Annotated in this window: 12 protein-coding genes; 8 read left to right on the top strand and 4 right to left on the bottom strand. The window is 70.0% G+C overall.

Translation table 11 applies throughout. The features are described 5' to 3' along the window. The first annotated feature begins 31 nt into the window (after positions 1-31). The 8 genes from ACTWJ5_RS28205 to ACTWJ5_RS28170 all read left to right on the top strand — a co-directional run bounded on the left by ACTWJ5_RS28205 (position 32) and on the right by ACTWJ5_RS28170 (position 7,961). Complete coding sequence (locus ACTWJ5_RS28205) at positions 32-1,003, top strand: aliphatic sulfonate ABC transporter substrate-binding protein (RefSeq protein WP_009613194.1); 972 nt, start codon at positions 32-34, stop codon at positions 1,001-1,003. Positions 1,004-1,083: 80 nt separating this feature from the next. Beyond that, the gene (tauA, locus tag ACTWJ5_RS28200) at positions 1,084-2,094 is read left to right on the top strand and encodes a taurine ABC transporter substrate-binding protein (protein ID WP_444436983.1); all 1,011 of its coding nucleotides are present in this window, start codon (positions 1,084-1,086) and stop codon (positions 2,092-2,094) included. A gap of 289 nt (positions 2,095-2,383) precedes the next feature. Continuing rightward, positions 2,384-3,175 carry a taurine ABC transporter ATP-binding protein gene (locus ACTWJ5_RS28195; protein ID WP_116424329.1) on the top strand — a complete coding sequence of 264 codons (792 nt, stop codon included), beginning with the start codon at positions 2,384-2,386 and terminating at the stop codon, positions 3,173-3,175. Beyond that, positions 3,165-3,983 carry an ABC transporter permease subunit gene (locus ACTWJ5_RS28190; protein WP_444436982.1) on the top strand — a complete coding sequence of 273 codons (819 nt, stop codon included), beginning with the start codon at positions 3,165-3,167 and terminating at the stop codon, positions 3,981-3,983. Before ACTWJ5_RS28195 ends, ACTWJ5_RS28190 begins: the two co-directional genes overlap by 11 nt. Before the next feature lie 195 nt (positions 3,984-4,178). After that, positions 4,179-5,015, top strand: a complete 837-nt coding sequence (gene tauD, locus ACTWJ5_RS28185) for a taurine dioxygenase (RefSeq protein WP_043268829.1) — start codon at positions 4,179-4,181, stop codon at positions 5,013-5,015. A gap of 278 nt (positions 5,016-5,293) precedes the next feature. Beyond that, a complete protein-coding gene (locus ACTWJ5_RS28180) occupies positions 5,294-7,318 on the top strand; it encodes an OPT family oligopeptide transporter (protein ID WP_444436981.1) in 2,025 nt (674 codons plus the stop codon). Positions 7,319-7,386: 68 nt separating this feature from the next. Then, a complete protein-coding gene (locus ACTWJ5_RS28175; RefSeq protein WP_253392721.1) occupies positions 7,387-7,602 on the top strand; it encodes a ribbon-helix-helix domain-containing protein in 216 nt (71 codons plus the stop codon). Continuing rightward, the gene (locus ACTWJ5_RS28170; protein WP_058073004.1) at positions 7,596-7,961 is read left to right on the top strand and encodes a type II toxin-antitoxin system VapC family toxin; all 366 of its coding nucleotides are present in this window, start codon (positions 7,596-7,598) and stop codon (positions 7,959-7,961) included. Before ACTWJ5_RS28175 ends, ACTWJ5_RS28170 begins: the two co-directional genes overlap by 7 nt. Here ACTWJ5_RS28170 and ACTWJ5_RS28165 read toward each other — a convergent pair. The 4 genes from ACTWJ5_RS28165 to ACTWJ5_RS28150 are packed head-to-tail and all read right to left on the bottom strand — an operon-like array spanning position 7,949 to position 12,417. After that, positions 7,949-8,674: a DUF6796 family protein gene (locus tag ACTWJ5_RS28165; protein ID WP_074982893.1), complete on the bottom strand. Its 726-nt coding sequence runs from the start codon at positions 8,672-8,674 to the stop codon at positions 7,949-7,951. The two genes, ACTWJ5_RS28170 and ACTWJ5_RS28165, sit on opposite strands and share 13 nt — an antisense overlap. Continuing rightward, the gene (locus ACTWJ5_RS28160; protein WP_074982895.1) at positions 8,671-8,853 is read right to left on the bottom strand and encodes a hypothetical protein; all 183 of its coding nucleotides are present in this window, start codon (positions 8,851-8,853) and stop codon (positions 8,671-8,673) included. The genes ACTWJ5_RS28165 and ACTWJ5_RS28160 overlap by 4 nt, the downstream gene beginning before the upstream one ends. Then, complete coding sequence (locus ACTWJ5_RS28155) at positions 8,850-9,998, bottom strand: PepSY-associated TM helix domain-containing protein (RefSeq protein WP_074982897.1); 1,149 nt, start codon at positions 9,996-9,998, stop codon at positions 8,850-8,852. Before ACTWJ5_RS28155 ends, ACTWJ5_RS28160 begins: the two co-directional genes overlap by 4 nt. Positions 9,999-10,005: 7 nt before the next feature. Then, on the bottom strand, positions 10,006-12,417 hold the full coding sequence (locus tag ACTWJ5_RS28150) for a TonB-dependent receptor (RefSeq protein WP_074982899.1): 2,412 nt from the start codon (positions 12,415-12,417) through the stop codon (positions 10,006-10,008). Positions 12,418-12,423: the final 6 nt, after the last annotated feature.

The raw sequence follows: 12,423 nt of genomic DNA, 5'->3' as shown, positions 1-12,423 counted from the left end.
GCGGCCGCCCCGTACCCGAGGAGCCGTACCCATGTCCCGCAGCCCGTTCCTGCGCCGTTTCGCCGTCGGCCTCGCCGCCTCCGCCGCCCTGCTGGGCGCCCTGGGCGCGCACGCCGAAGGCACCCTGCGCATCGGTTTCCAGAAGTCCTCCACCCTGCTGACCATCGTCAAGGCCCAGGGCACCCTGGAGCGCGAGCTGGGCAAGCAGGGCATCAAGGTGTCCTGGCATGAGTTTCCCAGCGGCTTGCCGCTGCTCGAATCGCTCAACGTCGGCAACGTCGACCTGTCCGCCGACGTCGCCGACACCGTGCCGGTCTTCGCCCAGGCCGCCGGTGCGCAGCTGACCTACTTCGCCCGCGAAACCCCGTCGCCCACCGCGCAGTCGATCCTGGTGCCGGAGGATTCGCCGCTGAAATCCCTGGCCGATCTGAAAGGCAAGCGCGTGGCCGTGACCAAGGCCGCTGGCAGCCACTACCTGCTGATCGCCGCGCTGGCCAAGGCCGGGCTGAAGTTCTCCGACATCCAGCCGGCCTACCTGACCCCCGCCGACGGCCGCGCCGCCTTCGAGAATCACAAGGTGGACGCCTGGGTGACCTGGGACCCCTACGTCGCCAGCGCCCAGCGCCAGCAGCACGCCCGCGTGCTCGCCGACGGCCAGGGCCTGGCCAGCTACCAGCGCTACTACCTGGCCTCCAGTGACTATGCCAAGGCCCACCCGCAAGTGCTCGGGCAGGTCTTCGCCGAACTGCAGAAGACCGGGCGCTGGGTGAAGCAACACCCGGCCGACGCGGCCAGGCTGCTCGGCCCGCTGTGGGGCAACCTCGACGCCGCCACCGTGGAGCAGGCCAACGCCCGCCGCAGCTACGACGTGCAGCCGGTGCGCGCCGACGGCCTCGACGAGCAGCAGCGCATCGCCGACGCCTTCTACGCCGAGGGTCTGCTGCCCAAGCCGGTGGACGCCCGCGCCGTGCAGGTCTGGCAGCCGGACCTGGCGCGCAACTGAAGCGAACTTTCCGCCGCTCCGCGAGGGGCGGCCCGTCACGGCCCGGCCGGCCGCCCCGAATGCATTTCCAGGAGCACCCCATGAAACGCACTTTCGCCCCGCGCCGCCTGCTGGCCGCGCTCACCCTGGCCGGCGTCGCCGGCATCGCCCAGGCCGACATCACCCTCGGCTACCAGACCGGCGTGGACCCGACCAAGGTCCCGCAGGCCGACGGCACCTACGAGAAAGCCATCGGCGAGAAGCTCGACTGGCGCCGCTTCAACAGCGGCCCGGAAGTGGTCGCCGCCATCGCCTCGGGCGACGTGCAGCTCGGCAACCTGGGCTCCAGCCCGCTGGCCGCCGCCACTTCGCGCGGCCTGCCGATCGTGGCCTTCATCGTCACTGCGCAGATCAACGCGGCCGAGGCCCTGGTGGTGCACAACGGCAGCAAGATCGAGAAGCCCGAGGACCTGGTCGGCAAGACCATCGCCACGCCCTTCGTCTCCACCTCGCACTACAGCCTGCTGGGCGCGCTCAAGCACTGGAAGATCGACCCGACCCAGGTGAAGATCGTCAACCTCAACCCCACCGAGATCGCCGCCGCCTGGCGCCGTGGCGACATCGACGGCGCCTTCGTCTGGGCCCCGGCCCTGGGCGAGATCAAGAAGAGCGGCAAGGTGCTGACCGACGCCGCGGAAGTGGGCAAATGGGGCGCGCCGACCTTCGAAGTCTGGGTGGCGCGCAAGGACTTCGCCGAGAAGCACCCGGAGGTATTGGCCAAGTTCGCCCGCGTGACCCTCGATTCCTTCGCCGACTACAACGCGCACAAGGCCCAGTGGACCGCCGATTCCGAGCAGGCGAAGAAGATCGCCCGGCTGACCGGCGCTTCGCCCGAGGACGTGCCGGAGCTGCTGGCCGGCAGCGCCTTCCCCGAGACCAAGGAACAACTGTCCAGCGCGCTGTTGGGCGGCGGTACCGCCAAGGACATCGCCGGCACTGCGGCCTTCCTGAAAGAGCAGAAGCGCGTGCCTTCGGTGCTCAAGGATTACTCGCCCTACGTCAGCGCGGAGTACGTGCGCCAGGCGGAGAGCGTGCAGGTGGGGCAGCGCTGATCGCACGATCTCCCAGCTCGATCTCCCCGCTCGATCTCCCTGTAGGAGCGAGCTTGCTCGCGAACCCGCTTCACACCGCACCTTCCCCGTCATCCCCGCGAACGCGGGGATCCAGAGTCTCTGGGTTCCCGCGTTCGCGGGGATGACGAGGTGGAGAAAGGTGCCGGGCTGTTCGCGAGCAAGCTCGCTCCTACGAAGAGCGAAGAGCGAAGGGCAGAGAGCTGAGAGCGAAGAGCGCAACGTGCGAAGCGCCCCCAGCATTCCTTCTTACCCTACGGAGGGCAGAAACATGAGCCGTCTGACGGCCGAGGCCGTGAGCCTTTCTTTCCAGCAGCATGGCCAGACCCGGCGCGTGCTGCATGAGCTGACCCTGGACGTGGCCAAGGGCGAGTCCCTGGTGGTGCTGGGCCCTTCGGGCTGCGGCAAGTCCACGCTGCTCAACGTCCTGGCCGGGTTCCAGAAGCCCGACCGCGGCCGCGTGCAGATCGACGGGCGGACCCTCGAAGGCCCCGGCGGCGAGCGTGGCGTGGTGTTCCAGGACGACGCCCTGATGCCCTGGCTGGACGCCCTCGACAATGTCGCCCTGGGTTTGCGCATCCGTGGCCTGGGCCGCGCCGAACGCGAGGTCCGCGCCCGCGAGGTGCTGGCCCTGGTGGGCCTGCAGGAGCACGCGCATTACCGCGTCTCGCAGCTTTCCGGCGGCCAGCGCCAGCGCCTGGGCCTGGCCCGCGCGCTGGCGGTGGAGCCGGACTTCCTGCTGCTGGACGAGCCCTTCGGCGCCCTCGACGCGCTGACCCGCGAGCGCATGCAGGTGCTCACCCTGGACCTGTGGCGCAAGACCGGCAAGGGCCTGTTCCTGATTACCCACAGCGTCGACGAGGCGCTGTTCCTGGCTACCGACCTGGTGGTCATGGACGGCCCGCCGGCGCGCATCGTCAAGCGCCTGCGCCCGGACTTCGCGCGGCGCTACGCGGCCGGCGAGCCGGTGCGGTCGATCAAGGCCGACCCGGAGTTCGGCCGCCTGCGCCAGGCGTTGCTGGATGAGTTCCTCGAAGAACCGGAGGCCGAACATGCCCACTGACACCCTCAGCGCCAAGCTGCCCGCCCGCCGCCGCGCCAAGCCTACCCGCCCGCGCGACGCGCGGCGTTGGGCCGCCGCCGGGAGCATCGCCGCACTTGCCGCGCTCTGGTGGTTCGCCACCCATTTCGGCTGGGTCGACACGCTGTTCCTGCCGGCTCCCGAGCAACTCTACGAAGCTTTGCAGCGGGTGCTCGCCGAAGGCTACGTCGACGCCACGCTGTGGCAGCACATCGGCACCAGCCTGCTGCGAGTGCTGCTGGCTCTCGGCGCCGCGGTGCTCACGGCGATTCCGCTGGGCATCCTCATGGGCCTCAACCCGCTGGTGGGCGCCGCGCTGGACCCGCTGGTGGAGTTCTACCGGCCGATCCCGCCGCTGGCCTACCTGCCGCTGATCGTCATCTGGTTCGGCATCGGCGAGCTGTCCAAGGTGCTGCTGATTTACCTCGCGCTGTTCGCCCCGTTGCTGATCGCCACCGCCGCCGGCGTGCGCCGCGTGGACAAGTCGCGCATCCAGGCGGTGCGCTGCCTGGGCGCCAACCGCTGGCAGGTGGTGCGCCACGTGGTGCTGCCCAGCGCCCTGCCGGAAGTCCTCACCGGCCTGCGCATCGCCCTGGGCGTGGGCTGGTCGACCCTGGTCGCCGCCGAGCTGATCGCCGCCAACCGCGGGCTGGGCTTCATGGTGCAGTCGGCGGCGCAGTTCCTGGCGACCGATGTGGTGGTGCTGGGGATTCTGCTGATCGCCGGGATCGCGTTGAGCTTCGAGGTGGGCTTGCGCTGGTTGCAGGGGCGGTTTGCTTCCTGGGAGTAGGGCCTGGGGCTGGGGTAAGAGCAAGAGCCAGAGCCCCTCTCCCTAACCCTCTCCCGCAAGCGGGAGAGGGGACTGATCGGAGTCGCCGGCTAGCTCGGCGCTCGACGGATACACCGAACGGCTCCCTCTCCCGCTTGCGGGAGAGGGCTGGGGAGAGGGTGCTCTTCCCTGTATAGAACACGAGAGAGAAAAGAAATGACCACCCTGACCCTGGCCCCCCTCAGCCCCGCCCTCGGCGCCGTAGTCTCCGGCATCGACCTGCGCCAGCCGCTGGACGACGCCCAACAGCAGGCCATCGAGCAGGCCCTGCTCACCCACCAGGTGCTGTTCTTCCGCGACCAGCCGCTGACTCCTTCGCAGCAGGCCGCTTTCGCCGCGCGCTTCGGCGACCTGCATATCCACCCGATCTACCCCAGCGTGCCCGAGCAGCGTGAGGTGATCGTGCTCGACACCGCCGTCACCGACGTGCGCGACAACGCCATCTGGCACACCGACGTGACCTTCCTGGAAACCCCCGCCCTGGGTGCAGTGCTGGCCGCCAAGCAACTGCCGCCCTACGGTGGCGACACCCTCTGGGCCAGCGGCATCGCCGCTTTCGAGGCGCTGTCCAAACCCTTGCAGCGCCTGCTCGATGGCCTGACCGCCACCCACGACATCAGCAAGTCCTTCCCCCAGGAACGTTTCGGCGCCACCGACGCCGACCTGGCGCGGCTGGAGGAGGCGCGCAAGAAGAACCCGCCGCGCTCGCACCCGGTGATCCGCACCCACCCGGTCACCGGGCGCAAGGCGCTGTTCGTCAGCGATGGCTTCACCACCCGCATCAACGAGCTCTCGGCGGCCGAGAGCCGGGCCATCCTCGACCTGCTGTTCGCCCACGTCGCCCGCCCGGAGTTCACCGTGCGCTGGCGCTGGCGCGAGAACGACGTGGCCTTCTGGGACAACCGCGTGACCCAGCACTACGCGGTGGACGACTACCGCCCGCAGCGCCGGGTGATGCACCGCGCGACCATCCTCGGCGACAAACCGTTCTGATCCCCGCACGCCAACCCTTGCCCTTGTAGGAGCGAGCTTGCTCGCGAACCGCCTCGTGCCGAAGCTGTTCGCGAGCAAGCTCGCTCCTACGAAAAGCGGGGGCGTTGAGTGGGTGGCATTCGGCGTGGTGGGTGTGAACCGCTTCGTGCCGAAGCTGTTCGCGAGCAAGCTCGCTCCTACGAAAAGCGGGGGGCGTCGCCTGGGCGATATTCGGCGTCGTGGGCGCGCGCGCCGCTCTGGCCTAAGCTTGGCAGGTTGCCTTTCAGAGACTTCCTTCCATGCTCGAACGGATTCCGGACGAATCGAACCTGGCCGAACTGACCCTGCGCGGGCTCATTCTCGGCGCCCTCATCACCGTCGTCTTCACCGCCTCCAACGTTTACCTGGGCCTGAAGGTCGGCCTGACGTTCGCCTCCTCGATCCCCGCCGCGGTGATCTCCATGGCGGTGCTGCGCTACTTCTCCGGCTCGAACATCCTGGAGAACAACATGGTGCAGACCCAGGCCTCGGCCGCCGGCACCCTGTCGTCGATCATCTTCATCCTCCCGGGGCTGCTGATGATCGGCTACTGGGCCGGCTTCCCGTTCTGGCAGACCGCGGCCATCTGCTCCATCGGCGGCATCCTCGGGGTGCTCTACACCATCCCGCTGCGCCGGGTGATGGTGGTGCAGAGCAGCCTGCCGTACCCCGAGGGCGTGGCGGCGGCGGAGATCCTGCGCGTCGGCAGCCATGACGAGGAACACCCGCAGACCGGCGACGGCAGCAAGCCGGGCCTGCGCGACATCCTCGCCGGCGGCCTGGTGGCGGCGCTGTTCAGCCTGTTCAGCAGCGGCTTCAAGCTGCTGGCCGAGGGCTTCAGTTTCTGGCTCACCGCCGGCCAGGCGGCGTTCCGTCTGTCCACCGGCTTCTCCCTGGCGCTGGTCGGCGCCGGCTACCTGATGGGCATCACCGCCGGCATCGCCATCCTCATCGGCGTGGTGATTGCCTGGGGCGTGGCGGTGCCGCTGCTCACCGTGAACAGCACCCTGGCTGCCGGGCAGAGCCTGCCGGAGCTGGCCAGCAAGCTGTGGAGCAGCCAGGTGCGCTTCCTCGGCGCCGGCACCATCGGCGTGGCAGCGCTCTGGACCCTGGCCACCCTGTTCAAGCCCATGGTGCAGGGCGTCTGGGCCTCGCTCAGCGCCATCAGCGGGCGCGCCGAGACCAGCGACCTGCGCACCGAGCGCGACATGCCGGCGGCCTGGATCCTGGCCATCGCCGCCGTGCTGCTGGTGGCGCTGTTCGTGGTCTTCGCCTACTTCCTCGGCCAGGCCGCGCCGGACCTCGCCGGCTTCGCCTTCTGGGGCCTGGTGGCCACCTGCGTGGTGTTCGCCTTCTTCTTCGGCTTCCTGATCGCCGCCGCCTGCGGCTACATGGCCGGCCTGGTGGGTTCCTCCAGCAGCCCGATCTCCGGCATCGGCATCATCGCGGTGATCCTGGTGTCGCTGCTGATCCTCGGCGTCGGCTCGCTGGAGACCGGCTTCCTGGCCCGCGAGGGCGGCAAGCTGGCGATCGCCCTGGCGCTGTTCACCACCGCCGTGGTGCTGGCCATCGCCGCCATCTCCAACGACAACCTGCAGGACCTCAAGACCGGCTACCTGGTCGGCGCCACGCCCTGGCGCCAGCAGGTGGCGCTGATCGTCGGCTGCCTGGTGGGCGCGCTGGTGATCCCGCCGGTGCTGGAGCTGCTGTACAACGCCTATGGCTTCACCGGTGCCCTGCCGCGCGAGGGCATGGACCCCGGCGCGGCCCTGGCCGCGCCCCAGGCGACGCTGATGACCGCCATCGCCAGCGGGATTTTCCACAACGCGCTGAACTGGAACATGATCCTCATCGGCATGGCCCTGGGCATCGCCCTGATCCTCGTCGACCTGCTCCTGCGCCGCACCGGCAAGGCCAGCCTGCCGGTGCTGGCCGTGGGCCTGGGCATCTACCTGCCGCCGACCATCGGCATGACCCTGGTGGTGGGCGCGGTGCTCGCCTGGCTGCTGGAGAGCGCGCTGAAGAAGCGCGCCCAGGCCGCCGGGGTGAACGAGGACAAGTACGCCGACCTGCCGCGCCGCCGCGGCGTGCTGCTGGCTTCCGGGCTGATCGTCGGCGAGAGCCTGATGGGCATCCTGCTCGCCGCGCTGATCGGCACCAGCGGCAAGGACGCGCCCCTGGCGCTGGTCGGCGCCGGCTTCGAGGACACCGCGCAGTGGTTGGGGTTGCTGGTGTTCGTGGTGGTCTGCGTGCTGTTCCACCGCCAGGTGCTGGGCAAACGCTGATACAAACGGAGGCTTGGTCGATCAGAGATATGTGATATATGTTATCGATATCACATATGGAGGACGCCATGCGTACCCTGGTCGACATCCCCGCCGAACACCTCGAGGCGCTCAATACCTTGGGCGAGCAACAGCAGCAATCGCGCGCCGCGCTGATTCGCGAGGCGGTCGCCGAATACCTGGTCCGGCACCGCCGGCAGGATGCCGAGGCCGCCTTCGGCCTGTGGAACGGCAGCGCCGGCGACGGCCTGGCCTACCAGGAGAAGGTGCGCGAGGAATGGTGAAGGCGCTGTTCGACACCAACATCCTCATCGACTACCTCAACGGCCACGAACAGGCCCGCGACGAGCTGCGCCGCTACGATGACCCCGCCATCAGCATCGTCACCTGGATGGAGGTGATGATCGGCGCCACGCCCGCCACCGCCGCGGCCACCCGCGCCTTCCTCGACAGCTTCGCCCTGGTGCCGCTCGACGCGTCCGTCGCCGAGCGCGCCGTGGCGGTGCGCCAGGCGCTGCGGGTGAAGCTGCCGGACGCCATCATCAAGGCCAGCGCCGAGGTGCAGGGGCGCCTGCTGGTCACCCGCAACACCAGGGACTTCCCCGTCGACGACGCCGGCGTGCGCCTGCCCTACCGGCTCTGAGCCCCGCGCCGGGCGAACCACAGGCTGGAGAAGGCGTAGGCGACGAACCAGCCGATGTTGATGCCGGCGCCGCGCAGCCAGGTGCCCAGCGGCTCCGCCAGCACGGCGGGGGCGAAGTGGCCCAGCACCCCCAGGCTCAGCGGGTTGAGCAGCAGCGCGCTGCTGCGCGGCAGGCGCGTGCGCCCGCAGGCGATGGCCAGGGTGAGCACGGCCAGCCCGGCCACCAGGCCGCCCACCGCCGCCACCCAGGCGATCATCAGCAGGCGGTGGAACTGCTCGCCCAGCGCCAGCAGCGCCGGATGGGCGTCCGCCGGCACCAGCAGGAGGGTCTTGTAGACCATCCCCAGGTGGTAGAAGGCGGCGTGCCCCAGCGGCGAGTAGGCGTTGCCGCAGACCAGCAGGGCGAACAGCGTCCAGGCCATCCAGCCCCGGCCGCGGGCGACCAGGAACCAGTGCCAGGCGCCGAGCAGGTACAGCGGCATGGCCAGCACTGCCACCAGGGCGCCGAAGGCCAGGCGCGGCTCGCTGTTGGGCAGCATGTAGTCCAGGCCTTCGAAGCTGATCCGCGCCAGGTAGTCCTGCAGCGGCGGGTAGTCGGCGAGGTTGGCCCGGGCGCCGAGCAGGCCGGCGTCGCCGATCATCCAGAACACCGCGGCCAGCAGCCCGGCGTAGCCGCACAGGCGCAGGGCGCGGTCGCTGTAGATCGGGTTCATGGCGACGGCCTGCGGGCGCGGGCCAGCGCCGCCAGGATCACCACCAGGGGAACGCCCAGGGCGAACCAGGACAGCGCGTCCCAGGGGCCGTCGCCGACCAGCGCGGAAATCAGCCCTACCAGGCTGAGCACGGCCAGCGCCAGGGGCCAGCGGAACACCATCCACAGGTTGCGCTTCATGCCTCGCCCTCCGCGGCCAGGTGCCCGGCCTGCAGGTCGGCCAGGCGTTTCTCCATGGTCTTGCGCCGCGCGAACCACAGGTACAGGCCGCTGCCGAGGACGACGATGGCCACCAGGTCGAGCAGCGTCCAGACGATCTTCAGCGGCAGCCCGCCGTAGTCGCCGAAGTGCAGCGGCTGCGAGAGGAACAGCGTCTTCACGTACAGCGGCATCTCGCGGATGTCGGTCAGCTCGCCGGTCTGCGCGTCCACCAGGGCCGGCTTGAGCAGGCGCTTGGTCAGCGGCGTGGCGCCGTGCATGAACACCGCGTAGTGGTGCTGGCTGCTGAACTGGGTGCCGGGGAAGCCGATGAAGCTCATGGTCATGTCCGGCGCCGCCGCCTGGGCGGTCTGCAGCGCCTTGTGCAGCGAGCCGTTGTCGGCCATGGGCGGCGCGTCGCGGTAGGGCGCGGTCATGTCGGCCAGCTGGTCGCTGCGCCAGAGCATGAGGATCGGCAGCGCCAGGGTGTTGATCACCCCGGTGGCGCCCACCACCAGCACCCAGGCCAGGGTGACGATGCCCAGCATGTTGTGCAGGTCCAGCCACTTCACCCGGCGGCTACGTCTGGTGCGCACCGCGGCGAAGTCGAGCTTGCGCATGAAGGGCGTGTAGACCACCACCCCGGATACCAGCGAGGCCACCAGCAGCAGCCCCATGAAGCCGAGGAACAGGTAGCCGGGCAGGCCCATGAACAGGTCGGTGTGCAGCTTGAGCATCAGGTACATGAAGCCGCCGGGCGGCGGCTCCGGGTCGAAGAACTCGCCGGTGCGCGCGTCGAACGGCTGCACGTGGCCGATCTCCGGCGGCGGCACCAGGCTGGGCGCGGTGATCACCGCGCCCAGCGGCTCGTCGGGGTCGAACACCACGAAGCGCACCACCTCGCCCGGGCGCGCGGCCAGGGCGCGGGCCACCACGTCGTCGTAGTCGATGCGCGGCGACTCGGCGGTCAGCGGCTTGAGCTCCGGGTGCGGTTCCAGGTAGTGCTCGATCTCCTCGTGGAAGATCAGCGGCAGGCCGGTCAGGCACAGCAGCAGGAGGAACAGCGTGGACACCAGGCTGGTCCACTTGTGCACCAGGTACCAGGTGCGCAGGGCTTTCGCGGTCATGGGCGCCTCAGAAGTCCGCGGTCAGCGACAGCGACAGGGTGCGCGGCGAGCTGACGGTCATGTAGCCGTTGGACGCGGTCCAGTAGTCCTTGGCCAGCAGGTTCTCAAGGTTGGCCCGCGCCACCAGCGGCTTGCCGGCGACCTGGAAGGCATAGCTGGCGCCGACGTCGACGCGGTTCCAGTGCGGGACCTTGAGGTCGTTGGTGGTGTCCAGGTAGGCCGCGCCGGTGTAGATCCAGCGGCCGTCGAGGGTCAGTCCCTGGACGAACGGGGTGTCCCAGCTCAGCCCCAGGTTGGCCTGGCGCCGCGGCACGCCGGGGGCGTCCTGGCCTTCGCTGGCGGGGTTGGCGGTCTTGCTCTGCTCGGCCTTGATGTAGGTGGCGCCGGCCAGCACGCGCAGGTCGTCGGTCAGTTCGCCGAACAGGCTCAGCTCGATGCCGCGGTTGCGTTGCTCGCCGTCGGCGCGGAACACGTTGTCGGCGTCGAGGAAGGCGTTGGGCTTCTTGATCTCGAACAGCGCCAGGGTGGTGGTGAAGCTGCCCAGTTCGTACTTGGCGCCGACCTCGTACTGCTCGGCCTTGTACGGCGCCAGCGCCTGGCCGGCGTTGGCCGCGGTGGAGGGCGGGGTGTCGCCCTGGCTCAGGCCCTGGATGTAGTTGGCGTACAGCGACAGCTCGTCCAGCGGCTTGACCAGCAGGCTGAACATCGGCGTCCAGGCGTGCTCGTCGTACTTGTTGGTGCGCGCCCCGCTGGACGGGTCGTAGTCCTTGGACTGCACCGTCTGCCGGCGCACGCCGGCGGTGAACTGCACGCGCTCGTCGAGGATCGACAGCTTGTCGGCCAGGGCCACGCCGGAAAGGTCGGTTTCGTTGGTCTTGGGGATGCCGCCGTCGAGGCTGGAGAAGTCCGGGATCGGCGTGTGCGGCGAGGTCTCGTAGAGGCTGCCCGGCTGCATGCCGGTGAACACGTAGACCATGCCCACGCGCTCGTGCAGGCGGTTGGCGCTGAAGGTCCAGTCGTGGCGCACCGGGCCGGTGTCGAAGTCGCCGCGCAGGCCGGCCTCGCCGGAGTAGGTGCGGCGGTCGGCGCGCTGGCGCGCCAGGCCGTTGATGATGTCGCCCTGGTTGCCGTTGAGGATGCTGTTGGCGGCGATGGTCTCGTAGTTGCTCTGCCGTCCGCCGATGCTGGCGAAGGCGGTGAGGTGGTCGCTGAGGTCGTACTCGCCGCGGTTGACCATGGAGTAGTCCTCCTGGTCCAGGTAGGAATCGCGCAGGCCGAAGCGCGTCTTGGAGTCCGGCGCGTGGGGGATGCTGGTGGCGGTGCCGGTGATCACCGGGCGCACCACGCCTTCCAGGCTTTCCTTCTGGTACAGCAGGTCGCTGGACAGGCGCAGGCGCTCGCCGCGGAAGTCCAGGGCCAGGGACATCAGCGGGAACTCGCGGCTCTGGTGGTCGATGGCGGTGTCGCCGTTGCGGTACACGCCGTTGAAGCGCACGCCGAAGGCGTTGCCCTCGCCGAAGCGGCGGCCGATGTCCAGGTGCGTGCCGACCTGCGAGCGGTCGGTCCAGTCCAGGCTGACGCGGGTCAGCGGCTGGTCCTCGGCGCGCTTGGGCACCAGGTTGATGGTGCCGCCGACGCTGCCGCCGGGGGACATGCCGCCGAGCAGGGCGGTGGGGCCCTTGAGCACTTCGACGCGCTCGGCGAACTCGATCGGCACCCGCCAGTAGGGCAGCACGCCGTACAGGCCGTTGAGGGCGACGTCGGCGTTGTTCACGTTGAAGCCGCGGATGACGTAGGTGTCCACCAGGTCGCCGCGGCCGCCGACCACCCGCACCGACGGGTCGTTGGCCACCAGCAGGTCGGCGACGCTGCGCGCCTGCTGCGCCTCGATGGTCTGCGCGGTGTAGCTGGTGACGCTGAAGGGCGTGTCCATGAGGTCGGCGTTGCCCAGCATGCCCAGGCGCGCGCCGCTGGCCACCTGGCCGCCGGCATAGGCGGGCGGCAGCGTCTCGGCGCCGAGGCTGGCGGTGATGGTGCTGGCCGACAGCGCCACGGCGCCGTCGGTGGGCAGCGGCCGCAGCACGTAGCTGCCGTTGGCCTGGGGCTCGGCTTCCAGGCCGCTGCCGGCGAGCAGCGCGCTGAAGCCGCCGGTGACGTCGTAGCTGCCGTGCAGGCCGCTGGACTGGCGGCCGCGCAGTTGCGCGGCGTCGAACGACAGGGCCACCCCGGCGGCGCTGGCGAAGCGCCCGAGCACCTCGGCCAGCGGGCCGGCGGCGATGTCGTAGCGCGCGGCTTCCGCGGCCTGGGTCGTGGTGGCGGCGAGCGCGCCGGCGCCCAGGGCCAGGGCGATGGCCAGGGCCAGCGGTTTGTGCAACGAGCGGCTGCCGGTGGTCGGCGCCGGGGTGGTGTAGCGGTTCATGCAAGC

The organism is Pseudomonas sp. A6 (genome assembly GCF_052367875.1).
Lineage (GTDB): Bacteria > Pseudomonadota > Gammaproteobacteria > Pseudomonadales > Pseudomonadaceae > Pseudomonas > Pseudomonas citronellolis.
Note: the sequence above shows the minus strand (reverse complement) of the source record. Positions and strands in the feature narration are given on the sequence as shown.

Excerpts from the sequence above, each read along its gene's own strand:
- ACTWJ5_RS28205 (WP_009613194.1), top strand. The coding sequence starts at position 32 with ATGTCCCGCAGCCCGTTCCTGCGCCGTTTCGCCGTCGGCCTCGCCGCC.
- tauA (WP_444436983.1), top strand. The coding sequence starts at position 1,084 with ATGAAACGCACTTTCGCCCCGCGCCGCCTGCTGGCCGCGCTCACCCTG.
- ACTWJ5_RS28195 (WP_116424329.1), top strand. The coding sequence starts at position 2,384 with ATGAGCCGTCTGACGGCCGAGGCCGTGAGCCTTTCTTTCCAGCAGCAT.
- ACTWJ5_RS28190 (WP_444436982.1), top strand. The coding sequence starts at position 3,165 with ATGCCCACTGACACCCTCAGCGCCAAGCTGCCCGCCCGCCGCCGCGCC.
- tauD (WP_043268829.1), top strand. The coding sequence starts at position 4,179 with ATGACCACCCTGACCCTGGCCCCCCTCAGCCCCGCCCTCGGCGCCGTA.
- ACTWJ5_RS28180 (WP_444436981.1), top strand. The coding sequence starts at position 5,294 with ATGCTCGAACGGATTCCGGACGAATCGAACCTGGCCGAACTGACCCTG.
- ACTWJ5_RS28175 (WP_253392721.1), top strand. The coding sequence starts at position 7,387 with ATGCGTACCCTGGTCGACATCCCCGCCGAACACCTCGAGGCGCTCAAT.
- ACTWJ5_RS28170 (WP_058073004.1), top strand. The coding sequence starts at position 7,596 with ATGGTGAAGGCGCTGTTCGACACCAACATCCTCATCGACTACCTCAAC.
- ACTWJ5_RS28165 (WP_074982893.1), bottom strand. The coding sequence starts at position 8,674 with ATGAACCCGATCTACAGCGACCGCGCCCTGCGCCTGTGCGGCTACGCC.
- ACTWJ5_RS28160 (WP_074982895.1), bottom strand. The coding sequence starts at position 8,853 with ATGAAGCGCAACCTGTGGATGGTGTTCCGCTGGCCCCTGGCGCTGGCC.
- ACTWJ5_RS28155 (WP_074982897.1), bottom strand. The coding sequence starts at position 9,998 with ATGACCGCGAAAGCCCTGCGCACCTGGTACCTGGTGCACAAGTGGACC.
- ACTWJ5_RS28150 (WP_074982899.1), bottom strand. The coding sequence starts at position 12,417 with ATGAACCGCTACACCACCCCGGCGCCGACCACCGGCAGCCGCTCGTTG.